The sequence below is a fragment of the Zavarzinia aquatilis genome (assembly GCF_003173035.1).
GTDB lineage: Bacteria > Pseudomonadota > Alphaproteobacteria > Zavarziniales > Zavarziniaceae > Zavarzinia > Zavarzinia aquatilis.
This window is the reverse complement of the sequence record NZ_QGLE01000006.1, coordinates 125,591-152,169: the sequence shown is the minus strand read 5'-3', so window position 1 is coordinate 152,169 and position 26,579 is coordinate 125,591. Positions and strand designations below refer to the sequence as shown.

At 67.7% G+C, this 26,579-nt stretch carries 31 protein-coding genes; 14 read left to right on the top strand and 17 right to left on the bottom strand.

Translation table 11 applies throughout. The features are described from left to right. Positions 1–3 precede the first annotated feature (3 nt). From DKG74_RS12045 to DKG74_RS12030, 4 genes are all read right to left on the bottom strand, one after another. The gene (locus DKG74_RS12045) at positions 4–798 is read right to left on the bottom strand and encodes an ABC transporter permease (protein ID WP_109906302.1); all 795 of its coding nucleotides are present in this window, start codon (positions 796–798) and stop codon (positions 4–6) included. Further along, positions 795–1,535 carry an ABC transporter ATP-binding protein gene (locus DKG74_RS12040; protein WP_243404110.1) on the bottom strand — a complete coding sequence of 247 codons (741 nt, stop codon included), beginning with the start codon at positions 1,533–1,535 and terminating at the stop codon, positions 795–797. Before DKG74_RS12040 ends, DKG74_RS12045 begins: the two co-directional genes overlap by 4 nt. Then, a complete protein-coding gene (locus tag DKG74_RS12035) occupies positions 1,532–2,530 on the bottom strand; it encodes an ABC transporter substrate-binding protein (RefSeq protein WP_109906062.1) in 999 nt (332 codons plus the stop codon). Before DKG74_RS12035 ends, DKG74_RS12040 begins: the two co-directional genes overlap by 4 nt. A gap of 177 nt (positions 2,531–2,707) precedes the next feature. Further along, on the bottom strand, positions 2,708–3,046 hold the full coding sequence (locus tag DKG74_RS12030; protein WP_109906060.1) for a P-II family nitrogen regulator: 339 nt from the start codon (positions 3,044–3,046) through the stop codon (positions 2,708–2,710). A gap of 137 nt (positions 3,047–3,183) precedes the next feature. Between DKG74_RS12030 and DKG74_RS12025 the strand changes: the two genes are divergently transcribed. Further along, positions 3,184–4,815 carry an FMN-binding glutamate synthase family protein gene (locus DKG74_RS12025; RefSeq protein ID WP_243404109.1) on the top strand — a complete coding sequence of 544 codons (1,632 nt, stop codon included), beginning with the start codon at positions 3,184–3,186 and terminating at the stop codon, positions 4,813–4,815. After that, positions 4,815–5,318: a L,D-transpeptidase family protein gene (locus DKG74_RS12020; RefSeq protein WP_109906057.1), complete on the top strand. Its 504-nt coding sequence runs from the start codon at positions 4,815–4,817 to the stop codon at positions 5,316–5,318. The genes DKG74_RS12025 and DKG74_RS12020 overlap by 1 nt, the downstream gene beginning before the upstream one ends. Here DKG74_RS12020 and DKG74_RS12015 read toward each other — a convergent pair. Next, positions 5,303–5,998 carry a YggS family pyridoxal phosphate-dependent enzyme gene (locus DKG74_RS12015; protein WP_109906055.1) on the bottom strand — a complete coding sequence of 232 codons (696 nt, stop codon included), beginning with the start codon at positions 5,996–5,998 and terminating at the stop codon, positions 5,303–5,305. The genes DKG74_RS12020 and DKG74_RS12015 overlap by 16 nt on opposite strands. On the opposite strand from DKG74_RS12015, the gene DKG74_RS12010 reads away from it, so the two are divergent. After that, complete coding sequence (locus tag DKG74_RS12010) at positions 5,997–6,590, top strand: thiamine phosphate synthase (protein ID WP_243404108.1); 594 nt, start codon at positions 5,997–5,999, stop codon at positions 6,588–6,590. The genes DKG74_RS12015 and DKG74_RS12010 overlap by 2 nt on opposite strands. Here DKG74_RS12010 and DKG74_RS12005 read toward each other — a convergent pair. Together DKG74_RS12005 and DKG74_RS12000 are read right to left on the bottom strand one after the other, a co-directional pair. Beyond that, on the bottom strand, positions 6,580–6,993 hold the full coding sequence (locus tag DKG74_RS12005; RefSeq protein WP_109906051.1) for an EVE domain-containing protein: 414 nt from the start codon (positions 6,991–6,993) through the stop codon (positions 6,580–6,582). The genes DKG74_RS12010 and DKG74_RS12005 overlap by 11 nt on opposite strands. 1 nt (position 6,994) lies before the next feature. Next, positions 6,995–7,288: a YciI family protein gene (locus DKG74_RS12000; protein WP_109906049.1), complete on the bottom strand. Its 294-nt coding sequence runs from the start codon at positions 7,286–7,288 to the stop codon at positions 6,995–6,997. Between the two features lie 175 nt (positions 7,289–7,463). On the opposite strand from DKG74_RS12000, the gene DKG74_RS11995 reads away from it, so the two are divergent. From DKG74_RS11995 to DKG74_RS11975, 5 genes are all read left to right on the top strand, one after another. Continuing rightward, on the top strand, positions 7,464–8,084 hold the full coding sequence (locus DKG74_RS11995; protein ID WP_109906047.1) for a TetR/AcrR family transcriptional regulator: 621 nt from the start codon (positions 7,464–7,466) through the stop codon (positions 8,082–8,084). 25 nt (positions 8,085–8,109) lie between these two features. Continuing rightward, positions 8,110–8,532 (top strand): DUF3592 domain-containing protein, encoded by a 423-nt coding sequence (locus tag DKG74_RS11990; protein ID WP_109906045.1) that lies wholly within the window; start codon positions 8,110–8,112, stop codon positions 8,530–8,532. 61 nt (positions 8,533–8,593) lie between these two features. Continuing rightward, entirely contained in the window at positions 8,594–9,616 is a 1,023-nt protein-coding gene (locus DKG74_RS11985) for a DUF3592 domain-containing protein (RefSeq protein WP_109906043.1), read from the top strand. Positions 9,617–9,799: 183 nt separating this feature from the next. Beyond that, positions 9,800–11,623, top strand: a complete 1,824-nt coding sequence (gene typA / locus DKG74_RS11980; RefSeq protein WP_109906041.1) for a translational GTPase TypA — start codon at positions 9,800–9,802, stop codon at positions 11,621–11,623. 124 nt (positions 11,624–11,747) lie between these two features. After that, the gene (locus DKG74_RS11975; protein WP_207779337.1) at positions 11,748–12,125 is read left to right on the top strand and encodes a helix-turn-helix domain-containing protein; all 378 of its coding nucleotides are present in this window, start codon (positions 11,748–11,750) and stop codon (positions 12,123–12,125) included. 41 nt (positions 12,126–12,166) lie between these two features. Here DKG74_RS11975 and DKG74_RS11970 read toward each other — a convergent pair whose 3' ends face one another. Next, a complete protein-coding gene (locus tag DKG74_RS11970) occupies positions 12,167–12,967 on the bottom strand; it encodes an HAD-IIB family hydrolase (RefSeq protein ID WP_109906039.1) in 801 nt (266 codons plus the stop codon). Between the two features lie 2 nt (positions 12,968–12,969). Continuing rightward, positions 12,970–14,469 (bottom strand): glycerol-3-phosphate dehydrogenase, encoded by a 1,500-nt coding sequence (gene glpD, locus DKG74_RS11965; RefSeq protein ID WP_165837646.1) that lies wholly within the window; start codon positions 14,467–14,469, stop codon positions 12,970–12,972. Positions 14,470–14,601: 132 nt separating this feature from the next. On the opposite strand from glpD, the gene DKG74_RS11960 reads away from it, so the two are divergent. Together DKG74_RS11960 and DKG74_RS11955 are read left to right on the top strand one after the other, a co-directional pair. Continuing rightward, positions 14,602–15,528 (top strand): ABC transporter ATP-binding protein, encoded by a 927-nt coding sequence (locus DKG74_RS11960; protein WP_109906035.1) that lies wholly within the window; start codon positions 14,602–14,604, stop codon positions 15,526–15,528. Beyond that, complete coding sequence (locus tag DKG74_RS11955; protein WP_109906033.1) at positions 15,525–16,286, top strand: ABC transporter permease; 762 nt, start codon at positions 15,525–15,527, stop codon at positions 16,284–16,286. The genes DKG74_RS11960 and DKG74_RS11955 overlap by 4 nt, the downstream gene beginning before the upstream one ends. Positions 16,287–16,403: 117 nt before the next feature. On the opposite strand, the gene DKG74_RS11950 is transcribed toward DKG74_RS11955, so the two are convergent. Next, positions 16,404–17,351: a GlxA family transcriptional regulator gene (locus DKG74_RS11950; protein WP_109906031.1), complete on the bottom strand. Its 948-nt coding sequence runs from the start codon at positions 17,349–17,351 to the stop codon at positions 16,404–16,406. An 83-nt stretch (positions 17,352–17,434) separates the two neighbouring features. Between DKG74_RS11950 and DKG74_RS11945 the strand changes: the two genes are divergently transcribed. Both DKG74_RS11945 and hisN read left to right on the top strand, forming a co-directional pair. Then, entirely contained in the window at positions 17,435–17,866 is a 432-nt protein-coding gene (locus DKG74_RS11945; RefSeq protein WP_109906029.1) for a DUF6010 family protein, read from the top strand. 58 nt (positions 17,867–17,924) lie between these two features. Continuing rightward, positions 17,925–18,740 (top strand): histidinol-phosphatase, encoded by an 816-nt coding sequence (gene hisN / locus DKG74_RS11940; protein ID WP_109906027.1) that lies wholly within the window; start codon positions 17,925–17,927, stop codon positions 18,738–18,740. Between the two features lie 6 nt (positions 18,741–18,746). Here hisN and DKG74_RS11935 read toward each other — a convergent pair whose 3' ends face one another. From DKG74_RS11935 to DKG74_RS11920, 4 genes are all read right to left on the bottom strand, one after another. Then, on the bottom strand, positions 18,747–19,283 hold the full coding sequence (locus DKG74_RS11935) for a hypothetical protein (RefSeq protein WP_133251574.1): 537 nt from the start codon (positions 19,281–19,283) through the stop codon (positions 18,747–18,749). An 11-nt stretch (positions 19,284–19,294) separates the two neighbouring features. Further along, a complete protein-coding gene (locus tag DKG74_RS11930) occupies positions 19,295–19,891 on the bottom strand; it encodes a hypothetical protein (RefSeq protein WP_109906023.1) in 597 nt (198 codons plus the stop codon). Between the two features lie 141 nt (positions 19,892–20,032). Continuing rightward, positions 20,033–20,962 carry an alpha/beta fold hydrolase gene (locus DKG74_RS11925; RefSeq protein ID WP_109906021.1) on the bottom strand — a complete coding sequence of 310 codons (930 nt, stop codon included), beginning with the start codon at positions 20,960–20,962 and terminating at the stop codon, positions 20,033–20,035. 1 nt (position 20,963) lies between these two features. Further along, a complete protein-coding gene (locus tag DKG74_RS11920) occupies positions 20,964–22,592 on the bottom strand; it encodes a peptide chain release factor 3 (RefSeq protein ID WP_207779336.1) in 1,629 nt (542 codons plus the stop codon). A 128-nt stretch (positions 22,593–22,720) separates the two neighbouring features. Between DKG74_RS11920 and DKG74_RS11915 the strand changes: the two genes are divergently transcribed. After that, entirely contained in the window at positions 22,721–23,095 is a 375-nt protein-coding gene (locus tag DKG74_RS11915) for a DUF4345 family protein (protein ID WP_109906017.1), read from the top strand. A gap of 18 nt (positions 23,096–23,113) precedes the next feature. On the opposite strand, the gene DKG74_RS11910 is transcribed toward DKG74_RS11915, so the two are convergent. Genes DKG74_RS11910 through mutM form a run of 3 tightly spaced genes read right to left on the bottom strand, consistent with a single transcriptional unit; the run spans position 23,114 to position 25,147 of the window. Beyond that, on the bottom strand, positions 23,114–23,890 hold the full coding sequence (locus DKG74_RS11910; protein ID WP_109906015.1) for an enoyl-CoA hydratase: 777 nt from the start codon (positions 23,888–23,890) through the stop codon (positions 23,114–23,116). A 44-nt stretch (positions 23,891–23,934) separates the two neighbouring features. Next, positions 23,935–24,303: a hypothetical protein gene (locus DKG74_RS11905; protein WP_109906013.1), complete on the bottom strand. Its 369-nt coding sequence runs from the start codon at positions 24,301–24,303 to the stop codon at positions 23,935–23,937. A gap of 16 nt (positions 24,304–24,319) precedes the next feature. Beyond that, a complete protein-coding gene (mutM, locus tag DKG74_RS11900) occupies positions 24,320–25,147 on the bottom strand; it encodes a bifunctional DNA-formamidopyrimidine glycosylase/DNA-(apurinic or apyrimidinic site) lyase (RefSeq protein ID WP_109906011.1) in 828 nt (275 codons plus the stop codon). A 193-nt stretch (positions 25,148–25,340) separates the two neighbouring features. Here mutM and DKG74_RS11895 point away from each other — a divergent pair, with 193 nt between their 5' ends. Beyond that, complete coding sequence (locus tag DKG74_RS11895; RefSeq protein WP_109906009.1) at positions 25,341–26,459, top strand: helix-turn-helix transcriptional regulator; 1,119 nt, start codon at positions 25,341–25,343, stop codon at positions 26,457–26,459. Positions 26,460–26,579: the final 120 nt, after the last annotated feature.

The window sequence follows — 26,579 nt, the reverse complement described above, 5'->3', positions numbered from 1 at the left end:
GACTCAGCTCTCCTCTTTGTCTTCGCTGCGTTCGCTGTCGTGCCAGCGGCGCAGGATCAACCGGGAGGCGAAGGTGAGCAAGCCGAATATGGCGATGCCCGCAAGGGCAATCAGGGTCAGCGCGGCGAACATGCGTGGCACATTCAGGCGCTGTCCGGCTTCGATGATGCGCCAGGCAAGGCCCGTCGCCCCACCCGCCGTGGTCGAGGAGACGAATTCCGCGACCACCGCCCCGATCAGGGCAAGGCCCCCGGCGATGCGAAGGCCCCCAAGGTAATAGGGCAGCGCCGACGGCAGTTGCAGCAGCCATAGCCGCTGCCAGCGCGAGGCGCCCTGCAGGCGGAACAGGTCCTCCAGCCCCGGATCGACCGAGCGCAGGCCGAGCATGGCGTTGGAGAGCACGGGAAAGAAGGCGACGATGGTGGCGCAGACCAGCATCACCATGAACGGATCCTCGACATAGATGAGGATCAGGGGCGCGATGGCGACGATGGGCGTGACCTGCAGGATCACGGCGTATGGATAGAGGCTGCGCTCGATCCAGCGGCTCTGCCGGAACAGGACGGCGAGGCCGAGGCCGGCGACGGCCGAGGTCAGCAATGCCGCGAAGGTGATCTTCAGCGTGACATAGAGCGAGATGGCGAGAATCGCCCGGTCGGTCCACAGGCTGGCGGCGATGGCGCTCGGCGCGGGCAGGATATAGGGCGGCAGGCCCTTTACCCGCACCAGCGTTTCCCAGCCATAGAGGACGAGGGCGGCGAAGAGCAACGGCGCGAGACGGCCGGCAAGGCGGGTCATGCCGAAGGCCCCATCGCCCTTGCGAGGCTGGCCGAGGTTTCGGCGCATTGCCGGGCATAGGCGGGCGAGGCCCGAAAGGTGGCGCCATCCTCGCGGGCAATGGCGCGGATATCGGCGACGCGGCCGGGCCGCCCGGTCATCACCGCGACCCGGTCCGAGAGATAGACGCTCTCGAACACGCTGTGGGTGACGAAGACGACAGCGAGTCCCTTGCGCCGGCACAGCGCGCGCAATTCGTCATCGAGGCGAAGCCGGGTGATCTCGTCGAGGGCGGCGAAGGGCTCGTCCATCAGGAGAACCTGCGGATCCCCGACGAAGGCCCGGGCGATCGAGGCGCGCATCCGCATCCCGCCGGACAATTCACGCGGCACCGCCGCCTCGAAACCGTCAAGGCCGACGAGGGCGATGGCCGCCCGCGCCGCCGCCTCGCGCTCGGCCCTGCCCTTGCCGGCGAGGCGCAGCGGCAGCGCGACATTGTCGATGACGCTGGCCCAGGGCATCAGGGTCGGGTCCTGGAACACGACGCCAATGCGCGGCTGCGCGCCCTGCCACAGGATGCGACCGGCGGTCGGCCGCTCCAGCCCCATGACGAGACGAAGCAGGGTGGACTTGCCGCAGCCCGACGGCCCGAGGATGGACAGGAACTCCCCGGCCTCCAGCGTCAGGTCGACCCCCGCGAGGGCGGCGGTGCCGGCGGCGAAACGATGGCCGACCCCTTCGATGCGCAGCAGGCTCAATGCAGGCCGACGCCCTTGTTCACGAATTGCAGGCTGTAGGCCTTCTTCAGGTCGAGGTCGGCGGGATAGATGCCGGCGGCGACCGTGCCGTCGAAGAAGGATTTCCAGCGCGCGTCGGTCATGGCGCCGATGCCGAGGGTCAGCGCGTCGCCCGATTCGACGATGCCGTAGTCGTTCATCACCTTGATGGCATAGGCGATCTGGTCGTCGGTCATCTCGGGATTGGCGGCCTTGATCAGGGCGTTGGCGGCCGAGGCGTCGCCGTGCAGATAGGTCTTCCAGCCGATGATGGTCGCGTCGATGAACCGCTGGACGAGGTCCGGGTTCTTGTCGATCAGGTCCTGCTTCGCCTCGATCAGGGTCGAATAGGTATTGTCGCCGTAATCGGCGAGCAGCAGCACCACGGGCTCGATCCCGGCCTGTTTCACCGTATAGGGCTCGGACGAGAGATACCCCTGCATGATCATCATCTTGTCGGCGAGGAAGGGCGCGGGCGAGAAGTTGTAGGGCCGGATCTGGTCGTCGGTCAGGCCTTGCGTCCGCTTCATCCACAGCCAGTAGGTCTGCAGCGCGTCCTTGGACAGGAGGATCGGCCGGCCCTTCAGGGACTTGAGATCGGTCACGCCCGTGTCCGGATGCGCGATCATCACCCGCGGCTCCTTCTGGAACATGGAGGCGACGGCGCGCACGGGGATATTGTTCTCGACGTAATTGAGCGCGCCGTAACTCTCCCCGCCCATGTTGAAGTCGATCTTGCCGGCGGCGAGCAGCAGCGAATGGTTCACCTGCGGCCCGCCCATGCGAATCTCGACGTCGAGACCGTATTTCGCATAGGTGCCGTCAGCGACCGCCTGATAGAAGCCGCCATGTTCCGCCTGGGCGAGCCAGTTGGTGCCGAACACCACTTTATCCCCGGCATAGGCGGGGGAGGGGGCCAAGGCGGGCGAGGTCGCCGCAACGAGACCGAACACGAGTGCCGCAAGCCGCCTGATCATCGCCAACCTCCTGAAGAACCGGAAATGCAGGATAAGCCGCGAGGGGCGGCTGGCAAGGGTTTGCGGCAGCTTGCGGACCGGCGCGCGTCAGATCGACTGCGAGCCCGGCTCGCCAGTTCAGATGGATTGCGAGCCCCGCTCGCCAGTTCAGATGGATTGCGAGCCCCGCTCGCCAGTTCAGATGGATTGCGAGCCCCGCTCGCCGGTGCGGATGCGAACGGCGTCGTCCAGTTCGACGACGAAGAGTTTGCCGTCGCCCAGCTTGCCGGTGCGGGCCGTGCGCTCGATCGCCTCAAGCGCGGGCGCCACCTTCTCGTCATCGACCGCGATGTCGAGGCGCAGCTTGGGCACGAAGGCGATCTGATATTCGGCCGAGCGATAGACTTCGGTATGCCCGTGGGAGCGGCCGAAGCCGACGGCCTCGGCCACCGTCATGCCGTGAACCCCGATGGCGTCCAGCGCGGCGCGCACCGGCTCCAGCTTGAACGACTTGATGACGGCGATGATCAGTTTCATGGGCACGCTTTGGAACGGTTCAGGGAATTCTAGGCCCGGGGTCGGTCGCTGGGTAGGGCTAAGTGCAGGGCATTTCGGCGCGGCTTTGATTATGTTGTCCCTGCGCCCGCCGGAATCGGTCCCAAAGAGGGAAAGCCATGCCCCCCATGCACGTCTCGCTGTTCAGCCGCTACGCCGCCTTCGCCCTGATCGCCGCTTTCGCCGTGCTTTCCCTGCCTTTCCTTGGCGCGGTCGACGGTCTGTGGCCCTTCACCCTCGCCGCCCTGATCCTGACCGGCATCGGCATCCACGACCTGATCCAGCCGCGCCATGCCGTCCGGCGCAATTATCCGGTCATCGGCCATATCCGCTACATGGCCGAGGCGATCCGGCCGGAAATCCGCCAGTACCTGCTGGAGGACGACGACGAGGAGGTGCCCTTCTCCCGCGCCCAGCGCAGCCTGGTCTATGCCAGGGCCAAGAACGAGGGTGGGGAAAAACCCTTCGGCACGCTGTCGGACGTCTATGGCGAGGGTTATGAGTTCATCAGCCATTCGGTGCGCCCGGCGCCGCTCGCCGATCCCGCCGGCTTTCGCGTGACCGTGGGCGGGCCGCAGTGCCGGCAACCCTATTCCGCCTCGGTCTTCAACATCTCGGCCATGAGCTTCGGCGCCCTGTCGGCCAATGCGATCCGCGCCCTGAACAAGGGCGCGAAGATGGGCGGCTTCGCCCATGACACCGGCGAGGGCAGCATCAGCCCCTATCACCGCGAAAACGGCGGCGACCTGATCTGGGAACTGGGCAGCGGCTATTTCGGCTGCCGTGCCGCGGATGGCCATTTCGATCCGGCGAAATTCGCCGCCCAGGCGCGCGACCCGCAGGTGAAGATGGTCGAGATCAAGATGAGCCAGGGCGCCAAGCCCGGCCACGGCGGCATCCTGCCCGCGCATAAGGTCAGCGCCGAGATCGCGGCGACCCGGGGCGTGCCCATGGGCGCCGACTGCGTCTCGCCCAGCCGGCATTCCGCCTTCTCGACCCCGGTCGAATTGCTGCAGTTCATCGAGACCCTGCGCGACCTCTCCGACGGCAAGCCGGTCGGCTTCAAGCTGTGCATCGGTCATCCCTGGGAATTCATGGGCATCGTGAAGGCGATGCTGGAGACCGGCATCCTGCCCGATTTCATCGTCGTCGACGGCAAGGAAGGGGGCACCGGCGCCGCCCCGGTGGAATTCACCGATCACCTCGGCGTGCCCCTGCGCGAAGGCCTGCTGTTCGTCCACAACACGCTGATCGGCGCTGGCCTTCGCGACAAGATCAGGATCGGCGCCGCCGGCAAGGTCGTCTCCGCCTTCGACATCGCCAGCCTGCTGGCGCTGGGCGCCGACTGGGTGAATGCCGCCCGCGGCTTCATGTTCGCCATCGGCTGCATCCAGTCCCAGTCGTGCCACACCAACCGCTGCCCGACCGGTGTCGCGACCCAGGACCCCTTGCGCCAGCGCGCCCTCGTCGTGCCCGACAAGGCGGAGCGGGTGCGCAGCTTCCACCGCAACACGATGAAGGCCCTCGCCGAGATGCTGGCCGCCGCCGGCCTCGACCATCCGTCGAAACTCGGGCCCCATCACCTCGCCCGCCGCATCTCCTCGACCGAGATCCGCCTGTTCTCGCAGATCCATTTCGGGATGCGTCCGGGCGCCCTGATCGAAGGCGGCGTGACCAGCGACTTTTACAAATCGAGCTGGGAAATGGCCCGGGCCGACAGTTTCGACGCGGCGCCGATGGATGCGGCGTGATGGATATCGAGGTCTTCCCGGACGGCATCGTCCGCTTCGCCGGCCGTGCCTTCGCGGTCAGCCTCGGCCGGGCCGGCATGGTCGCGGACAAGCGGGAAGGCGACGGCGGCACGCCGGTCGGCACCTGGCCCCTGCGCCGCGTGTTCTATCGTCCGGACCGGCTGGCGGCGCCCGCCTGCGCCCTGCCGGTCACCCCCATCGCCCCCGATGACGGCTGGTGCGACGCGCCGGAGCATCCAGCCTACAACCGCCCGGTCAGGCTGCCCTTTCCCGCCAGCCACGAAGCGATGTGGCGGGAGGACCATCTCTACGATCTCGTCGTCGTCGTCGGCCATAACGACGATCCGCCGCTGCCCGGCCGGGGCAGCGCCATCTTCCTGCACCTGAAACGGCCGGATGGCGGGCCGACCGCCGGCTGCGTCGCCTTCGGGCAGGACGATCTTCTCTGGCTGCTGGCGCATCTGTCGGCGGACAGCCGCCTGATCGTTCACGCCGGGGTGTAATCCCGCGCGCCGAAGATCGCCGTGCCGACGCGGACATAGGTCGCGCCGAGGCGCACCGCCACCTCGTAATCGCCCGACATGCCCATGGACAGTTCCTTCAGCCCGTTGCGGGCGGCGAGCTTGGCCAGCAGGGCGAAATGCAGTGACGGCTCGTCATCGGCCGGCGGAATGCACATCAGGCCAACGACATCGAGGCGATGGGTATCGCGGCACAGGGCGACCAGCGCGTCGGTCTCGGCCGGCAGGCAACCGGCCTTCTGCGGCTCCTCGCCGGTGTTCACCTGGATGAAGCAGCGCGGACGCCGGCCCAGTTTTTCCGAGGCTTCGGCGATGGCGGCAGCGACCTTCTCGCGGTCGACGGATTCGATCACGTCGAACAGGGCGACCGCGTGTTTCGCCTTGTTGGTCTGCAGGGGTCCGATCAGATGCAGTTCGAGATCGGGATATTCCGCCTTCAGGTCGGGAAACTTGCCCTCCGCCTCCTGCACCCGGTTCTCGCCGAAGCGGCGGTGGCCGGCGGCCAGCGCCGCGCGCACCGCCTCGGCGTCATGGGTCTTGGAGACCGCGACCAGTTTGACGGCGGCGGGGTCGCGGCCGATGCCGCGGGCGGCCTTGGCGATGCGGTGCTCGACACGCGCGAGGCGATCGGCGACGGTTTCGGGTGAATCGGACAGCGTCATGATGGACAGAACCCTAGCAACCGCCGCCCGGCGCCTCAATGCCCGCCATGGCGGAAGGCGCCATTTGCCGCCTCTCGTCATGCTGACCGACCGGCTGCGCCTGCCCGATCCGCTGGCCGCGGCCGCCGGCCTGCCGGCGGGCAGCATCGTCATCCTGCGCGACGGCGACCTGCCGGCGGGCCAGCGCCTGACGCTGGGCGTCGAACTCGCCGCGTTGTGCCGGCGCCGGCGCCTCGTGCTGCTGGTCGCGGGCGATCCGATGCTGGCCCGGTGCCTGAAGGCGGACGGCGTGCACTGGCCGGAGAGGCGGCTGCCGATCCGGGTGCGGGGCTTCGCCACCGCGGCCGCCCATTCGCTACCTGCGCTGATCCGGGCGCGCCGCGCCGGGGTCGCCGCCGCGCTGCTGTCGCCCGTACTGCCGACGCAGAGCCACCCGGGGGCGCCCTGCCTCGGTGTTGTCCGCTTCGCCGGGCTCGCGCGGCGGGCGGGATTGCCGGTCTATGCCCTCGGCGGGATCGACGGGGCGACGGCGGCGCGCCTCATGGGCAGCGGCGCCATCGGCATCGCGGCGATCGGCGCCTTCAGGCCGTGATGCCGCCCAGCTGGCAGATCAGATCCCAGGCCGCGTCGTCGACCGGCATGACCGACAGGCGCGACTGCTTGACGAGGGCGAGATGGTTCAGCCGGGGATCGTCCTTGACCTGATCGAGGCTGACCGGCGTGACCAGCGGCTTCACCGCCTTGAGGTCGACCATGCCGAAACGCCCCGATTCGTCCGTGTGGTCGGGGTAATATTCCTTCACCACCTCGACCACGCCGACGATCTTCTTCTCGCTGACCGAATGGTAGAAGAAGCAGCGGTCGCCGATCTTCATGGCCTTCAGATTATTCGAGGCCTGATAGTTGCGCACCCCCGACCAGAAGGTGGTGCCGTCGCGCATCTGATCGTCCCACGACCAGGCGCCGGGTTCGGATTTCACCAGCCAATGCGCCATCTCACACCTCCGCCGGCTGGCCGATCACCCATTTCCACGGCTTGATCTCGACCGCGGAAAACAGCCCGGCCCGGGCATAGGGGTCACCGGCGCAATAGGCGCGGGCATCCTCGAGACTGTCCGCCTCGATCACCAGCAGGCTGCCGGTCATGGCGGCGCCATCCTCGGTGGTGAAGGGGCCGGCAATGCGGATCCTGCTGTCCGGCGCCTTCAGCCAGTCGATATGGGCCGGGCGGTTGGCGAGACGGATATCCATCCCGCCCGGCTTGTCGGTACAGATCACGGCGAAAAGCATGGCAGCTACCCTTACGAATCCCTTTTCGTCCCGCAAGATGACACCAGATTTGAACGGAGGCATGAAAGATTTCCATGCTGCTGTGCAACATGCCGATTTTGCTTGCAAATTCGGCCCCGCAGGCATGAACACTATGTTGAGCGTTCAGGATTCAGCCGCTAAAACTGCCACCGGGATGAAGCGTCACGAAGAAATCAAGCAGGCGATCATCGCCGCCGCCATGGAGCGGCTGGCGCGCTATGGCTATGGCAAGACGACGATGGCGGAGCTGGCCAGCGACTGCAAGATGTCGGCCGGCAACCTCTATCGTTACTTCATGTCGAAGCTCGACATCGCCGAGGAGATCGCCCGGCAGAGCTTCATCCGCACGGCGGAGCGGCTGCGCGAAGTGGTGCGCCGGCCCAACGTCCCGGCGGTGGAGCGGCTGCGCAGCTTCCTGATGGAACAGATGCTGATCACCTATCAGGAGCTGGAAAAGGACCAGCACTGGATCGAGATGGCCGAGATCGTGGCGCGCGAGCGGCCCCATGTCGCCAACGAGGGCCTCGCCCGGGTGCGTTCGCTGATCGCGGAAATCCTGGCCATGGGCAATGCGACCGGCGAATTCGACATCGACGACGTGAATTTCACCGCCGAGATGATCCAGTCGGCGACCTTCAAGTTCCGCTATCCGCAGCTGTTCTCGGGCCTGACCCTCGACAAGCTGGAGCGCGAGGCGGTTGGCGTCATCGACCTTCTGATCAACGGCCTGCGCGCGCGGTCGAAGGACCTCGTGAAGTCGGCCGACGCCGCCTGACCGCGCGGCGGGGGGCGGGGGTGCCATGATCTGGATCCCGCGCATCCTCATCGCCATGGGCCTCGTCTTCCTCGCCACCCTGGGTCTTGCCCTGTGGCTGCAGGCGGGGCGCGGCGGGGCGGAAAAAGCCACGGGCAGCGTGCTGCGCTACGAGACCGCGGGTGGCCGCAGCTCGAGTGGCCCCGGCCGCACCCTCTATTGCCCCGTCGTCGGTTTTTCGACCCGGGACGGCCGCTGGATCGAGCTGACCTCATCCACCTGCGCCCAGCCGCCGGCCTATGCCATCGGCGAGAGCGTCGAGGTCGACTACGACCCGGCCGCGCCGGAGATGGCGGCCTTCGGCGGGTTCTTCACCCGCCATCTGCTCAGCCTCGTGTTCGGCGGCATCGGCGCGATCTTCACCGTCCTCGGCGTGGTCATTCTAGCCCTGGTCCGTCGCCGCACTTGATCCCGGCCCCGCGCCCGGACCATCATCCCCCATCCGCGCCCCCCGAGAGAGAGCCCGCCGCATGTTTCGCCTGACCGGATTGCTGCTTGTCGTGGCGGGCGCCATCTTCACCTGGCTGGGGGCGGAGGACGGCATCGCCACCTTCAAGCGCAGCGCCGCGGCGGAAGATGTCATTGGCCAGATCCAGCGTTTCGACCCCGACCCGGCGGGCGACGGCTATCTGCCTGTCGCCGGTTTCGTCACCGACGAAGGCCAGCGTATCGAGGTGAAACTGCCGCCGGTGAAGCGGCCGGAGGTCGCGACCGGCGCGCCCGTCCATCTGATCTATCCGCCGGGCCGCCCGGACCTCGCCGAAACCGGCGACCTGATGGCGGTCTGGGGACCGTCCGCGATCCCGGTCGGCGGCGGTCTTCTGGGTATCGTCGTCGGCCTTGGCATGGCGACCTCGCGCCGCCGCAGGCCGGAGGAATTGCCCCGGCTGCATCTGCTGATCCGCCTGCCGCTGTTCCTCGTCGCCTTCGGACTCGTCTATCTTGCCTGGCAGGACTATGCGGCGGTGGTCGACACGCTGAACCGCTTCCCGCGCACGGAGGGCCGGGTGATCGCCCTCGACAATGGCGCGCCGGTCGTCCGTTTCCGCACCGGCGACGGCCGCATCGTCGACTATACCGACACCAGCGTGCCGCGGGATACCTACCGCGAGGGCGAGGCGGTCACCATCGGCTATGCCAAGAGCAACCCGGCCGGCGCCCGGATCGAGAGTTTCGGGGAAGTCTGGGCCGGCCCCGCCTTCTGGGGCGTCATCGCCGGCCTTGCCCTGATGATCGCGCTTTTCGCCGCCAGCATCCGCCGGGGCAAGGGCGCGGAGCCGGCCGAACCGGCACCCGTCGTCGAACCGCCGCCGGAAGCCCCGGTCGCGGCGCCGACCCTTCCACCCGCCGAAGCCGCGCCCGCCGAGCCGGCGCCGCCTGCTCCTGCCCCGCCCGCTCTTCCCCCGCCCGCTCTTCCCCCGCTTGCTCCATTGCCCGCGCGCCTGCGCGAGACCCGCGAGCGGCGCGAGCCGGTCTTCGATCGCGACAAGTGATCGAAAGCGTGAGGCCATGCGCGCCCTGCATGGCCGTTGTTATTGCACTGCCATAAACAGCGGCTATACTCCGCCGCCGCTTAAAAAGCGGCAAAAGCCCGAATTTCCGGCCCCTTGCTTCCGGCCTCGCACTCGATGAGCCGGCCCCGGGCCATGATGCCAGTGCCCCGGAAGGCGTGTTTCATGCAGATCCGCAATATCGCCATTATCGCCCACGTCGACCATGGCAAGACCACTCTCGTCGACCAGCTGCTGCGGCAGTCGGGCACGTTCCGCGCCAACCAGCAGGTGGCCGAGCGGGTCATGGACAGCAACGACCTGGAAAAGGAGCGCGGCATTACCATCCTGGCCAAGCCGACCTCGGTCGTCTGGAAGGACACCCGCATCAATATCGTCGACACCCCCGGCCACGCCGACTTCGGCGGCGAGGTGGAGCGCATCCTCTCGATGGTCGACGGCGTCGTCGTCCTCGTCGACAGCGCCGAAGGCCCGCTGCCGCAGACCAAATTCGTGACCGGCAAGGCGCTGCGCCTCGGCCTGCGCCCCATCGTGCTGATCAACAAGATCGACCGTCCCGACGCCCGTCCCGACGAAGTGCTGAACGAGGTCTTCGACCTCTTCACCGCGCTCGACGCCAACGAGGAACAGCTCGACTTCCCGATCCTCTATGCCTCGGGCAAGCAGGGCTGGGCGGTCAAGGAACTGGACGAGCCGCGCGAGACCCTGGCGCCGCTGTTCGACCTCGTGCTCGACCATGTGCCGCAGCCGTCGGTCGTCAACGACACCGACCAGCCCTTCACCATGCTGGCGACCACGCTCGAGAGCGATCCCTTCCTGGGCCGCATCCTGACCGGCCGTATTCAGTCCGGCGTCGCGCGCCAGAACACGCCGGTCAAGGCGCTGCGCGCGGGCGGCGAGATGCTGGAACAGGGCCGTCTGTCCAAGCTGCTCGCCTTCCGCGGCATCGAGCGCGTGCCGGTCGAGGAAGCCTCGGCGGGTGACATCGTCGCCATCGCCGGCCTGACCGTCGCCACCGTCGCCGACACCATCTGCGCGCTTGAAGTCAGCGAGCCGCTGAAGGCCCAGCCGATCGACCCGCCGACCCTGGCCATGACCTTCTCGATCAATGATTCGCCGCTCGCCGGCACCGAAGGCAGCAAGGTGCAGAGCCGCGTCATCCGCGACCGCCTGCTGCGCGAGGCCGAAGGCAACGTCGCCCTGAAGATCACCGACGCCCCCGGCGGCGACAGCTTCGAGGTCGCGGGCCGCGGCGAACTGCAGCTCGGCATCCTGATCGAACAGATGCGCCGCGAGGGCTTCGAGCTGTCGATCAGCCGCCCCCGCGTGCTGTTCAAGGAAGAGAACGGCCAGCGCCTCGAGCCGATCGAGGAAGTGGTGATCGACGTCGACGACGAATTCTCGGGCGTCGTCGTCGAGAAGGTCTCGATCCGCAAGGGCGAGCTGAAGGAAATGCGCCCGTCGGGTGGCGGCAAGACCCGTCTCGTCTTCCACTGCCCGTCGCGCGGCCTGATCGGCTATCACGGTGAATTCCTCACCGATACCCGCGGCACCGGCCTGATGAACCGCCTGTTCCACGATTATGCCCCCTACAAGGGCCCGATCGCCGGCCGCCGCAACGGCGTGCTGATCTCGAACGCGGCGGGCGAGTCGGTCGCCTATGCCCTGTGGAACCTCGAAGACCGCGGCCCGATGTTCATCGACCCGGGCGTGAAGGTCTACGAAGGCATGATCATCGGCGAGCACACCCGCGACAACGACCTCGAGGTCAATCCGCTCAAGGGCAAGCAGCTGACCAACATCCGCACCACCTCGAAGGACGAGGCCGTGCGCCTGACGCCGCCGCGCAAGATGAGCCTCGAGCAGGCCATCGCCTATCTCGGCGACGACGAACTGGTCGAGGTCACGCCGAAGTCGATCCGCCTGCGCAAGCGCTACCTCGATTCCAACGAGCGCAAGCGCATGTCGCGCGCGGCTGAGAGCGCCTGAGCCCAAAGCCTGGGATAGGCGCCCAACCGCAAGTGGCGATCTTTCCGCGCATTGCGCGGGAAGGGGTTGAAGCTGCCGGAAAACTCCAATATGGTTACAAGTGTTCCCATATTGGAGTTTTCTTATGGCGATGACTCCCCTCGATCTTCAGATCGGACGCCGCATTCGTGAACGCCGGTGGCTTCTCGGGCTTTCCCAGGAGCGGCTGGCGCGTCGCGTCGGGCTGAAATTCCAGCAAATCCAGAAATACGAGACCGGCGGCGCCAAGGTCTCGGCCGGTCGCCTCTCGGCCCTGGCCGAGGCGCTGGACGTGCCGATCTCCTACTTCTACGACGCCGCGGCGCCGGTCGCCGACACGATCAGCCGCGATGCGGCCGAGGTGGCGCGCAGCTTCATGACCCTGCCCGACGAACAGCAGGAACGCCTGCTCGACCTCGTGCGCGCCATGGCCGCGGTCGCCCCGTCGAAACCGGCCGCCGCCGCCACCCCGATCGCGGCCTGACGACGCTCGCTTTCCCCGTCTGAACGGCGGGGAGGGCGGGATCAGCGTGCCGCCAGCAGGGCGTCGGCCAGTTCGGCGAAGCCGTGGCCGCCGCGCGCCGTCGTGACATAGGCGGGCAGGGCGCTCAGCCGGTCGCCGAAGAAGTCGAGATTGGCGACGCCGACGGCATGGGGGAAAAAGCCGAACATCGGCACATCGTTCGGGCTGTCGCCGATGAAGGCGACGCGGTCCCGGCTCGCGTCGAGATCGCGGCCGAGGTGTTCGGCGAAGAAAATCCGGGTCATCGCCAGCTTGTCCCAGTCGCCGAACCAGCCGTTGACATGGGCGGTGCTGTATTTCGCCGTCGCCCCCGCCGCCTCGAACAAAGCGACGATGCGGTCGACCGCCGCCCAGGGCAGCGGCGTCACGTCTTCCCGGAAATCAATCGCGAGATCCGCCTCGCGGCAGAACTGGTCGGTGGCGATGGCGCAGCCCGGCACCGCCGCCGGAATCGTGCGCGCCAGTTCGGCGAGACGGGCGCGGTCGGCGGCGCGGACCTGCGAGTCTTGTTTCCAGTAGCGCCGGACGAGACGCCGGGCGGCGCCGTCATAGGCGAAGAAAAAGGCGCCGTTTTCGCCGATCACGCCGCGCACCGGCCATTGCCGGGCGATCAGGTCGCACCAGCCGGCGGGCCGCCCGGTGATCGGCACCACGTCGATGCCCGCCGCCGCCAGCCGCTCGATGGCGGCATAGGTCACCGCCGGCAGGCGGCCCTCGTGGGTCAGCGTGTCGTCGATATCGGTCAGGACGATGTCGATACCGGCAAGCAGATCGCGCGGCATATGCGCCAGCGGCTGCGGCATGGTCAGGCCGTCCGCTGGCGCCGGGCGAACCAGCCGGTCACCGCGTCGATCCCGTCCGCATCCTGCAGGATGAAGGTCTTGGTCCGGCGATAGAGAAAATCCTCCGCCGTCTTCGCATCCTCGACCGATACCGCGTGCAGCAATTCCGCCTCGGGAATGCCGGGGGCGACATCCTGCGCCAGCGCCGGATCATCCGCGATCGCCGCGTAGATGTCGGCCGTCGCCGCGCCATAGGTGAAGACCCAGCGCCGCCGAACCTCGGCGGGCACCGCCTCCGGTCCCGCCTCGGCGAGGCGGGCCAGCGCCGCGCGGTCGAGGGTGCCGCCGTGGATCGGCGCGGTCTTCGTCCAGGGACCGGCCATTTCGGCGCCGAGGTCCTGCAATGCCGACATCACCAGTTCGCCCAGCTTGCGGTGGGTGGTGATCTTGCCACCATAGATCGAGATCATGCCGCCCGCGCCCTGCCGGTGGGAAACCAGCTCGTATTCCCGGGTCACCTTGGAGGGGTTGTCACTGCCGTCGTCGACCAGCGGGCGGACGCCCGACCAGCTCCATACCACATCCGCCGCCGTCACCGGATGATCGAAGAAGCGCCGGTAGCAGGCGAGCAGGTAATCCCGCTCCGCCTCCGAACAGGCGGGCTTCGCCGGGTCGCCCTCGTGCGGGACATCGGTCGTGCCGATGATCAGGAAACGCTCCAGCCAGGGAATGACGAAGACCACGCGCTTGTCGTCGTTCTGCAGGGTGAAGGCGCGGGTCTCCTTCGGCTCGGGCATGGGCACGACGATGTGGCTGCCACGCACCAGGCGCAGGCGCTTCTCGGGGGCGGCGCCGCCCTCGACCTTGCCCAGCACCGCATTGGCCCAGGGGCCGCCGGCATTGACGACATAGCGGGCCTCGACCGTCCGGGGCCGGCCGTCCTCGCGGAAGGTGACGCGGTAACCGTCGCCGGCCGGCTCGATCTTGGTCACCGGGCGGTAGTTGCCGATATCGGCGCCCCGCGCCCTGGCATCCAGCAGGGTTTCCAGCGTCAGCCGGGCATCGTCGGTCCAGCAGTCGGGATAATGCAGGACGGCGCGCACGCCATCGGGCCGCAGGCGCGGCACCGCCGCCGCCGCGGCGGCCGACAGGCGCCCGGTCTTTTCCAGCAGCTTCCGGCCCGACAGCAGGTCGTAAAGGATAAGCCCGAGGCGGACCATCCAGGCCGGGCGCGGTTGCCCCCGGGTCACGGGCACCAGGAAGCGCAGGGGATAGACGAGATGGGGCGCGATCCGCATCAGGGTCTCGCGCTCGTGCAGCGATTCCCGCACCAGCCGGAATTCATATTGCTCGAGATAGCGGATGCCGCCGTGGATCAGCTTGGACGAGGCGGATGAGGTCGCGCTGGCATAATCATTCGCCTCCGCCAGCAGGACCGACAGGCCCCGGCCCGCCGCGTCGCGCGCCACCGCGGCGCCATTGATGCCCCCGCCGACCACCACCAGATCAAATCGCGCCGTCATGCCAACCCGCCGTGAACCCCTCGCCTCGGGTGATACCATGGCGGCAGCGCCCGGCGATGGCAAACCCGGCGATGGCCTGCCATGCGTCGGCGTGGATTTCACCGAGCGTTCCGGTCGGGTATCGTCCCCGCCATGAACCCGGTCATCGACATCCAGACTCTCACCAAGACCTATGGCTCGGGCTTCACCGCCCTGAAGGCGGTGAACCTGCAGATCAGGCCGGGGGAGATTTTCGCCCTGCTCGGCCCCAATGGCGCCGGCAAGACCACCCTGATCAGCATCGTCTGCGGCATCGCCCGGGCGACATCGGGCACGGTGCTGGCGGGGGGGCACGACATCGTGAAGGATTATCGGGCGGCGCGCAGCCTGATCGGCCTGGTGCCGCAGGAATTGACCACCGACGCCTTCGAGACGGTGTGGAACACGGTCAGCTTCAGCCGGGGCCTGTTCGGCAAGAAGGGCAACCCCGCCCTGATCGAAAAAATCCTGCGCGACCTCTCGCTGTGGGACAAGAAGGACAACCAGCTGCGCCAGCTCTCGGGCGGGATGAAGCGGCGGGTGATGATCGCCAAGGCCCTGAGCCACGAGCCGCGCATCCTGTTCCTCGACGAGCCGACGGCGGGGGTCGACGTCGAGCTGCGCCGCGACATGTGGGAGATGGTGCGAGGCTTACGCGAGACCGGCGTCACCATCATCCTGACCACCCATTACATCGAGGAAGCCGAGGAGATGGCCGACCGGGTCGGCGTCATCCGCAAGGGCGAGATCATCCTGGTCGAGGACAAGGCCGAGCTGATGCGCAAGCTCGGCCGGAAGGAGCTGATCCTGCACCTGCAGCAGCCGCTGGCGGCCGTGCCGGACTGCCTTGCCGGCTTCGACCTCAGCCTTGCCGCCGACGGGCGCGAGCTGGTCTATACCTATGACACCAAGGGGGAGCGGACAGGGATCACCGCGCTTCTCGGCGCCATCGGCGAGGCCGGCATCCGCTTCAACGACCTGCAGACCCGCCAGAATTCCCTGGAAGACATCTTCGTCAGCCTGGTGAGCGCGCAATCATGAACCTCTATGCGATCCGCGCCATCTATCTGTTCGAGATGGCCCGCGCCTGGCGCACCCTGATGCAGAGCATCATCTCGCCGGTCATTTCCACCTCGCTCTATTTCGTCGTCTTCGGGGCGGCGATCGGCCAGCACATGAACGCCATCGGCGGTGTCGCCTACGGCTCGTTCATCGTGCCCGGGCTGATCATGCTCACCCTGCTGATGCAGAGCATTTCCAACGCCTCCTTCGGCATCTATTTCCCGCGCTTCACGGGGACGATCTACGAAGTGCTGTCGGCGCCGGTCTCGCCGCTCGAAATCGTCGCCGGCTATGTCGGGGCGGCGGCGACCAAATCGGTCATCCTCGGCCTGATCATCCTCGCGACGGCGACTGCCTTCGTGCCCGTCCAGATCGAGCATCCGGTGCTGATGGTCGCCTTCCTGATCCTGACCGCGGTCACCTTCAGCCTGTTCGGCTTCATCATCGGCATCTGGGCCGATGGTTTCGAGAAGCTGCAGCTGGTACCCCTGCTGATCGTGACCCCCCTCACCTTCCTCGGCGGCAGTTTCTATTCGATCGAGATGCTGCCGCCCTTCTGGCAGACGGTCAGCCTGTTCAACCCGGTGGTCTATCTCGTCTCCGCCTTCCGCTGGAGCTTTTTCGGTCAGGCGGAAGTCGACATCGGCCTCAGCCTCGGCATGACCGGGCTGTTCCTCGTGCTGTGCCTCGGCGGCATCGTGTGGATTTTCCGCAGCGGCTATCGCCTGAAGGTGTGAATAGACCGGGTCCACCATCTCGTCGCTCCGGCGAAGGCCGGAGCCTTGGGACGAGAGAAGCGCCCTTGTGGTCACAAGATCCGGCCTGCGCCGGGATGACGAGGGAAGTGAACAGTCCTAACTTTCGCTACGCGCCTGGCGCCGCACGTCCTGCGGCGTCCGGCCGAGGCAGCGGATGAAGCTCTGGCACAGGCGGTCGGGATCGCCGAAGCCGACGAGGCGGGCGATTTCATCGAAGCTGCGCCGCCCGTCCTCGACCATCGGGCGCGCCGCCTCGACGCGCAGGCGCTCCACCGCCTTGGCCGGGGTGGTGCCGGTCGCGGCTGTAAAGGCGCGGCCGAACTGGCGCGGGCTGAGGCCCGCCACCTCGGCGAGGCGCGGCACCGAGAGATCGCCCGCCAGATGGTCGCGGGCGAAACCCAGCGCCCGGCGAATGCGGTCCGAGCCCAGATCGAGATCGAGCAGCGACGAGAATTGATCCTGCCCGCCCGGGCGCCGGAAATAGACCACCAGCATCCGCGCGACCTGCCGCGCCACCTCCGCCCCGAGATCGGCCTCGATCAGCGCCAGGGCGAGGTCGATGCCCGCCGACATGCCGGCCGAGGTCCAGACATCGCCGTCGCGGATGAAGATGCGGTCGCCCTCGACCCGGAGGCCGGGGAACCTCGCCTGCAGCTCGGGCGCCAGCAGCCAGTGGGTGGTGACCGCGCGGCCGTCGAGCAGCCCGGCCGCCGCCAGCAGGAAGGCGCCGGTGCAGACGCTGGTCCGCCGCCCGGCCCGGCCGGCCAGCGCCGCGATGGCCCCGATCACCTCGCCCACCCGGGGAATGTCGAGCGGGGCGAGCGTACCCGGCACGATCAGCGTGTCGAGCGGCCCCGCCGGCAGGGCCTCGGTCATCACCTCGAGGCCGGATGAACTGCGCACCAGTCCGCCGTCGAGCGAGGCGACGACCAGCCGGTATTCCCCGCCCGACAGGATGCGCGCGGTGTTGAAGGCTTCCAGCGGCCCGGCCAGATCGAACAGCACGAAATCGGTATAGACCAGAAAGCAGATCGTGCGGGCCATGACTGAAATCCCGGGATCAATGTCGTTTGCGACATTGATGCCCGATCCTATCCTGCGGTCAACACCGGAGAGGAGATTCAGGAATGACCATCGCCGCGACCCACAAGCACAGCCACGGGGTTTTCGCCCCGTCGATGATCGGCATCGGTCTCAGCCTTGCCACGCTGCCGCTGCATCTGCTGATCGACCATCGTTACTCCGTCGAGCTGGCGGCGGTGATGGTCGCGGTGATCGGGGCGATCTATGTCGGCTTCGCCATCCAGGCGGGATCGGTGCGGCAGATCGCGGTCGAATCCATCGTGGCCACCCTGTTCATGGCGGCGGGCCTCGCCGGTCTGTGGCTGTCGCCCTGGGTGGTGCCGGTGGCCTATGTCCTGCATGGGGTCTGGGATTGGCTGCACCATGGCCTCGGTCATGACGGGGCCATGGTCGCGCCCCGGGGCTGGTATCCGCCGTTCTGCGCTGCTTACGACGGGATTTTCGCTCTCGGCCTCACCGTTATCTGGCTGATCTGATGGCCCTTGCGCTCGATGTCCCGCAATCCTAGTTTGCGGCGCATCGAGCGAGGTTGTGATGACGCTTTCCCCCAAGGCCCTGGACCGGGCCGAGATCGAAACCCTGACCGCTTTCGCCGGCCGCCTGGCCGATGCGTCGCGCGCGGTGATCCTGCCCTATTTCCGCACGGTGATGCCCGTCGACGACAAGGCGGACCTGTGGGGCGGGGCCAAGGGCTACGATCCGGTGACCGAGGCCGACCGCGGCGCCGAGGCGGCCATTCGCGCCCTCATCGAGGCGGAATATCCGGACCACGGCATCCTGGGCGAGGAATATGGGGCAAAGCAGGGCAGCAGTCCGCTGACCTGGGTGCTGGACCCCATTGACGGCACCCGCGCCTTCATCACCGGCCTGCCCACCTGGGGCACGCTGATCGCCCTCAACGACGGGCGGGAGCCGGTCGTCGGCGTGATGGATCAGCCCTTCACCGGGGAGCGTTACGTCGGCACCGAGGCCGGCGCCTTTCTGGGCGGGCGGAAACTGTCGGTGCGGGCCTGCCCCGGCATAGCCCATGCCCGGCTGATGACGACCAGCCCGCATCTGTTCCGCACGAAGGAGAGCCTCGCCGCTTTCACCCGCGTCGCCGACAAGGCGCAGATGGTGCGTTACGGCGGCGATTGCTACGCCTATGCCATGGTCGCCAGCGGCCATGTCGATGCCGTGATCGAGACCAATCTCGAGCCTTACGACATCCAGGCCCTGATCCCGATCGTGCGCGGCGCGGGCGGCCAGATCACCAGCTGGACCGGCGGCGACGCGCAGCAGGGCGGCAGCGTGGTCGCGACCGGCGACAAGCGCCTGCACGCGGAAATCCTCGCCCTGCTGAACGCCTGAGCGCGGCTATTTCGCCGCCGAGCATTTGTTGAAGGCGTCGATCATCATGTTCAGCCGGCGCGGGCCCTTGTCCGGCTCGTTCAGCGCCCAAGCCTCGCCATCGACGCCGCCCGCCGGCTTCGACCGCAGGGTCACGGAGTAGACCGGGAATTTCGTTGGGTCCCGCGCCTGCGCAGCCTGCTGCGAAACCGAAAGCGCTTCGGCAATGGCCCCGCCCAGGGCTCCCGCCGGCGAACCGCCACCGTAGTAGCCGCCACCCCGAACACCGGCGTAGCCCAGATTCTCGTCGCACATGACGATGATGTCCGAACTGTTCATGGCCTTGGTGATCAGAAGCCGTTGCTGCTCGGTCTGGCAGTCCCGGGACAGCACGGCGTCATAGACGCATTGCGCGATGGCGACCGCCTCGCCCGATCCTGCCAAGGACACGCTGGGCAGCGTGTCCTTGGCCTGGCGATCCGCTGCCTTGTCGACGCAGCCGGCGAAAGCCATGGCGGCAAGGAGGCACCCGGCGCGCAACGCGGCGCGAACATGGCGTTCCACGGCAGGTCCCGTCAGTTCGCCGGCTTCACCGGATCGGCGGCGGGCGCCGCCGCCGCCTGGGGCGGGACGAGAACCGGGGCCGGCGGTGCCTCCGCCATCTGCCCGTCGCATTTGCCGAGGTAGGATTTCAGCTTGGCGATCCTGCTTTCGGGGCCATCAATCGAGGTGGCGACCCAGAAGCCGGCCTCCACCGCCTTTGGCGAGGTTTCCTTCAGCTGCACGGTGTAATAGGGCGGCCGCTTGTTCGACTCCCCGACCTTTTCCTTCTCGCCGACGGCGGCACCGATCAGCACGCCAAGGATGCCGAAGGCCGCCCCCGCCGAAACCGCGGCTGGCGTGACGTTGTAGCAGGTCAGCTGGACCGTCTTGGTGACCTCGTTGGTGGTGATGCCGAGACCGGAATCAATGTCGTCACACTCGTCGGCGGCCTGCATCGCCGCCATGGTGCATTCAGCGACCGCCTTCGGCGTGCCCGACAGGCTCATGGTATCGAGCGGCGGCGCCTGACCGGGGGCGCCCAGCCGCTTATCGGCGCAAGCCGCCGTCGCCATCAGCGCGGCGACCGTCACCACGCGAACCCCCGTATGCATCCAAGACTTGGTCGACATTGCGCCCTCGTGACCCACGACTGTGCCGAGAAGATTGCATCAACCGGAATGCACAATCCAGTGCACGAAGAGCCGCATGTGGCGCAGGTCGCCACATGGCGGTCCCGAGATCCGGGGGTCGGCGCAAGCACGCCCCCGATGTCAGGTGGCGCCCCGCCGAAGGATGTCCCCGCACCAATCGTCGAAGCCGGCCCAGAACCGCGCGCGCAATTCGTCCCGCTCCTTCAGGATTTCGTGGCGCGCGCCTTCGATGTCCAGCAGCGTCGCCCCGGGCAGGCGGGCCGCCATGGCGCGTTCGGCGGCCGGGATCACCACCCGGTCGGCGCCCGCGACGGCGACCAGCACCGGGATGTCCACCGCCTCGACAAGGCCCGGACGGGCCAGCAGGGCGATCGAGCGGAAAGCGGCGTCGAGCCAGCCGAAGGTGGGCGCCCCGAGGTCGAGTTCGGGTTCGGACGCGATGAAATGCGCCTGATCGCCCGCCCGTTCGGGATCGGAGGTGAGGACGTTTTCGCCGCCCCCCTCCTTGCCCGGAAACGCCCGCTTGCCGAGGCCGAGGCGAACGAGGGTCCGCGCCAGCCGGGCCGCGCCCTTCGGCCCGATCTTGCCTGTGTTGATCGCCATCATCGCCGAACAGAGCACGGCACCGGCAAGGCGGGCGCGCAGGGCCGGCCGCTGGGCGAGGGCACGCAGGGCGATATGGCCGCCCATGGAATGGGCCAGCAGGATCAGGGGGCCGCGCGGCTCGATCCGGTCGACGAAGGCTTCGAGGTCGTCGACGTAATCGGCGAAATCGCGGACGTGGCCCTTCATCCGGTCGGGCAGCAGGCGGGCCGACAGGCCCTGGCCGCGCCAGTCCATCAGATGGACATCGAAGCCCCGGTCGTGCAGGTCGGCGACGGTCTCGTAATATTTCTCGATGAATTCGTTGCGCCCGGTCAGCAGGGCGACGGTGCCCCGCGCCGGCCCCGCCACCGGAAAGGCGGCGATGCGCAGGCGGATGCCGCCGCGCAGCAGGCGGTCGAAACGGCCGCCCGACGGCGGTTGCAGGCGCCGGGCGGGATCGCTCATGTCAGTGCGTCTGGTTGGCGGCCGTCAGGCGGTCGCCGGCATCGGTGATCTGTTCGCGGGTCGCGAGGAATTTCACCGCCGGCCAGTCGTCCTTGGCCCGTTGCAGATACCACTGGTTCCGCGCCAGATAGACGAGGGCGCCATCGTGATCCTCGGCGAGGTTCATCTTGTTGCCGTCGGCGAATTCGGCCAGCGCCTTCTTGTCGTCGGCATCGACCCAGCGGGCGAGTTCGAAATTCGCCGACTCGAATTCGATGTCGAGACCATATTCGGCGGAAAGCCGGCTTTTCAGCACATCGAACTGCAGCGGCCCGACCACGCCGACGACATAATCGCCGCCGATCTGACGCCGGAACACCTGGGAGGCGCCTTCCTCGGCCAGCTGCTCGAGGGCGCGGCGCAGGTGCTTCACCTTCATGGGATCGTCCAGCTTCACCCGGCGCAGCATTTCCGGCGCGAAGGAGGGCACGCCCAGGAAGGCGAGATCCTCGCCCTCGGTCAGCGTGTCGCCGATGCGGAGCGTGCCGTGGTTCGGAATGCCGAGGATGTCGCCCGCATAGGCGAGGTCGGCCGTCTCGCGGTCGCCAGCCATGAACTGCACCGGGTTGTTGATCGCCAGCATCCGGCCGGAGCGGACATGCTTCATCTTCATGCCGCGCTTGAATTCGCCCGAGACGAGGCGGACGAAGGCCACGCGGTCGCGGTGGTTCTTGTCCATGTTCGCCTGTATCTTGAAGACGAAGCCCGCGACCTTCGGCTCGACCGGCGCGACCTCGCGGGTCGAGGCCCTGGCCGGCCGGGGCGAGGGCGCCATTTCGGCGAGACCCTGCAAAAGTTCGCGGACGCCAAAGGAGCGCAGGGCCGAGCCGAAGAAGATCGGTGTCAGATGGCCGGCGCGATAGCTCTCCTCGTCGAAGGGCTGGCACAACCCGCGGATCATCTCCACGTCTTCGCGCAGTTTGGCGACCAGTTCGGCCGGCAGTTTCGCGTCGATCTTGGGATCGTCCAGCCCAGAGCATTTCTCGATCTCGGGCAGCTTGTTGCCGGCGCCGCGGTCGATCAGGATCAGCTCGTCGTGGATGAGGTCATAGCAGCCGTGGAAATCCCGGCCCTGACCGATCGGCCAGGTCGCGGGCGTCACGTCGAGGGCGAGGGTCTTCTCGATCTCGTCCATCAGCTCGAAGGGATCGCGCGCCTCGCGGTCCATCTTGTTGACGAAGGTGACGATCGGCACGTCGCGCAGCCGGCACACCTCGAACAGCTTCAGGGTCCGCGCCTCGATACCCTTCGCCGCGTCGATCACCATGATGGCGCTGTCGACCGCGGTCAGCGTGCGATAGGTGTCTTCCGAGAAATCCTCGTGGCCCGGCGTGTCGAGCAGGTTGAAGGTGCAGCCGTCCGCCTCGAAGGTCATGACCGAGGCGGTGACCGAGATGCCGCGCTCCTGCTCGACCTTCATCCAGTCGGAACGGGCGCGCCGCTGGTCGCCGCGCGCCTTGACCGCGCCCGCCTGCTGCACGGCACCGCCGAACAGCAGCAGCTTTTCGGTCAAAGTGGTCTTGCCGGCGTCAGGGTGCGAGATGATCGCGAAGGTGCGCCGGCTTTCGATCGCGCTTGCAAGCGTGCTCACGGCCGTTCCTGTCATAAAGTGGCCGGACACTAGCGGCAGCGCCCGGCGGGTTCAAGTGCGGGTCTTGCCGGAGAATTCCGAACGATGTGCCATGGCCCTTCGACAAGAAGACCGCAAAGGCACGTCCCATGGAAGGCTATCTGCTCGTCACCGGCGCCCTGTTCATCCTCATCGGGCTGCGCGCCCTGATCGGGCCCATAGGCGCCGTCGTCCGGCCCTTCGGCCTCGAGGCCGACACGCCGGACGCGCTGCATTACATCCGCTCGGGCTCGGGCGGGGTCGCCATCGGCTGCGGCATCGCCATGATCGTCGGCGGCGTGCTGCCGGCCTATGCCCTCGCCGGGCTCGTCGTCGGCATCGCCGTGCTGGGCGGCCTGGTCGTGGGGCGCCTGTTCAGCCTGATCGTCGATGGCAGACCGGGGCGGATCGCCCTGATTTCCGGCGGTTTCGAGGCCTTCGGCCTGATCTCCGGCCTCTACTGGCTGGCGGCGCCGGCCGCGTGAGGCCGGCGCCCTTATCCCTCAGCGCTGCTTGAAGACGGGCTTGCGCTTCTCGACGAAGGCCGACATGCCTTCCTTCTGGTCTTCGGTGGCGAAGGCCGAATGGAACAGCCGGCGCTCGAACAGCACGCCTTCCGACAGCGTCGTCTCGTAGGAGCGGTTCACCGCCTGCTTGGCCATCGACAGGATCGGATGCGACTTCTCGGCGATGGTGTCGGCGATCTTCATCACCTCGGCCAGAAGATCGGCGGCCGGGAAGACGCGGGAGACGAGGCCCGCGCGCTCGGCCTCGGCGGCGTCCATCATGCGGCCGGTCAGGCACATGTCCATCGCCTTGGACTTGCCGACGAAGCGGGTCAGGCGCTGCGAGCCGCCGATGCCCGGGATGACGCCGAGGTTGATTTCCGGCTGGCCGAACTTGGCGTTGTCGCCCGCGATGATGAAATCGAACAGCATCGCCAGTTCGCAGCCGCCGCCGAGGGCATAGCCCGAGACCGCCGCGATGATCGGCTTCTTGATCCCGCAGATGCGGTCATGCGGTTCGGCGAAGAAATCGGCCTTGAACATGTCCATGTAGGACTGGGGCGCCATTTCCTTGATATCGGCGCCGGCCGCGAAAGCCTTGGCCGAGCCGGTGACGACGATGCAGCCGACGGCTTCGTCGGCATCGAAGGCTTCGAGCGCGGTGCAAAGCTCGCCCAGCAGCTCGGCGTTCAGGGCGTTCAGCGCCTGGGGCCGGTTCAGGGTGACGAGGCCGACCGCGCCGCGGATTTCAGTCAGGATGGTGGCATAGGCCATGACGCACTCCGGTACGTTTCCAGTTGAGTTATGCGGGGTGGGGATCAGGACGCGCGCGGACGCAGGTTGAAGCGGACCACGCCCCCCGCCCCCGGCTCGCCCATTATGGTGATCACGAGAATTTCCGCCCCCCTCCGAAAGGTGAGCGATACGTTTTCGCCGACGGGATCGGCGACCCAGCCGAGGGCCGGCAGGCTGTCGGCGTAATAGCGCAGGATATCCGCCGCCGCGACCGCGCCCCTCGCGTCCACCTCGACGATGCGGCCGCCGGGCGCATCGAAGATCGTGCTGGTCTCGGCGATCTCGGCGAGGCCGTCCATCAGCGGCACATCCTCCGATCCGGTCAGGAACCGGGTCGCGGCCAGCGCCGGCAGTCCGGCGAGCAGAAGGGCGACGAGGACGAGCGCGCGCATGGCCGGCACTATAACGTCATTTCTGGCAGCGCGGGCAGAAATAGGTCGAGCGGTTGCTCTGCACGATGCGCGTGACGACCCCTTTGGCGCAGGTCGGGCAGGGGTCGCCCTCGCGGTCGTAGACCTTGAAGGCGTGCTGGAAATAGCCCAGTTCGCCATCCGCCTGAACATAGTCCCGCAGGGTGGAGCCGCCGGCCGCGATCGCCTCGTTCAGCACGTCGCGGATCGCCGGCACCAGCTTCTCCGCCCGCTTGCCGGCGACGGTCGCCGCCTCCCGCTCGGGCGAGATGCCGGCGCGGAACAGGGCTTCCGAGACATAGATGTTGCCAAGGCCCGCGACCACCTTCTGGTCGAGGAGGGCGGCCTTGATCGGCGTCCGCCGACCCATGAGCGCGGCCGAGAGGACATCGGCGTTGAACTCGTTGCCCAAGGGTTCCGGCCCGATGCCGGAAAGCAGACGATGGGCCGCGACCGTGTCCCGGTGATCGAGGGTCATCAGGCCGAAGCGCCGATGGTCGTTGTAGATGACATGGGGACCGTCCACGGTCTCGAACACCACATGATCGTGGGGGCCGAGCTCGGGCAGCGGCCCGGTGCCGATCTGCATCCGGCCCGACATGCCAAGATGGCCGAGCAGCACGGTGCCATCGTCGAAATCCCACAGCATGTATTTGGCCCGCCGGCGGATCGCGACGATCTGCCGCCCGGTCAGCCGCTCGGCGAATCGGGGCGGAAAGGGCAGGCGCAGGTCGGGCCGGCGCTGCTGGACGCGGGCGAGACGGCGGCCTTCGAGGGCGCGGGCGAGGCCGCGGCAGACGGTTTCGACTTCGGGTAACTCGGGCATGGCGGGAAGCCTAGCCCGAGGCCCCCTTGTGCCGGAACCCCCCTTGGCGCAGGGCGACACCAGACGGCAAAATTGTTGCGAATTTTGTCGTGCACGCCGCACTCTTTAGCAAGTCGCGCCCTTCCCTCTTTCGTGGTCAGCCGGCAGAGCGGATCGGGGATGGCGCGCATACGATCGGTCGAGGTTGCGCGTGATGCTCACCAAACACGAAGATGCACTGATCGACCTGATCTACGCGGCGCTGCTGGGCGAGACGACGTGGCAGCAGTTCCTCGACGCGGTGGCGCGGGACGTGCCCGAGGCGCGCGCGACCATGTTCTTTCACGATCCCACGCTGCGGCAGGGCCTGCTGTCGATCACCTCGGGTCTCGATTCCCGCGAGATCGAGACCTACAACACCGAATATTCCCAGCATGACGCCTGGGCACCGAAGGCGACGACCTGGCCGGTGGGGCTCGGCTGCATCATGGAGCAGATGTACCCCCGGGAAGATTTGCTGCGAACCCGCTTTCACGGGGAGTGGCTGCGCTCGATCGGCGTCGAGACCGGCACGGGAATTTCGATCGAGCGGACGGAAGGCCGGCTCTTTCTGCTGAGCGTGGTGACGCCGCGTCTCGACCTCGACGCGAACATGGAGCACGCGCGGCTCCTGACCCGCCTCGCCCCCCATCTGCTGCGGGCCAAGCGGGCCTATCGCGAGGGGCAGGGACCGGACCTGCAAGGCGCGGCGACCAATCTCGCCCTCGACGAACTGGGGGTGAGCGCCATCGTCGTCGACGACCGGCTGAGGATTCGCCGTGCCTCGGCTTCGGCGGCGCGGCTTCTCGCCACCGGCGGGGGTATCGGCACCGATCTCGGCGGCGCGTTGCGCATCGCCGACGACGGGATCGCGGCGGCGCTGAAGTCGCTGCTGAGCTGGAGCCCCGGCGGTCCCCGATCCTATGCCGGCCGCTTCACCCATGCGGGACAGTCCTTTCGCGTGGCGATCGTGCGTATCGCCAGCGATGCACTGTCGCTCTATTTCCAGGGGCCGACCGCGATCCTGCTGATCGACGCCTCTCCCGGACCCGGCGACGCGGACAGCCGCCATCTCCCGAGCATCGAGGCCATGGCGCGCCTGTACCGCCTCACCGCGGGCGAAGCCGATGTCCTGCGGGGAATGGCCGAGGGCCGTTCCATCGACCGGATCGCGCTGGACCGCAACGTCGGCCGGGAGACCATTCGCAGCCAGCTGAAGGCGGTTTTCCAGAAGACCGGCTGTTCGCGCCAACAGGACCTGGTGCGCCTCGTCCTGTCCTTCGGTGGCCGTTAGCGCGGCTTCCGGCAAGGTGGAGCCGGCTTGCCGTCAGGGGCCGCCATCATCAAAGCCACAGGCGCCGCCGCGGCGCGACATTCCGCGAGACTGGCGAAGGCCCTGACGCGGCGCTATGGT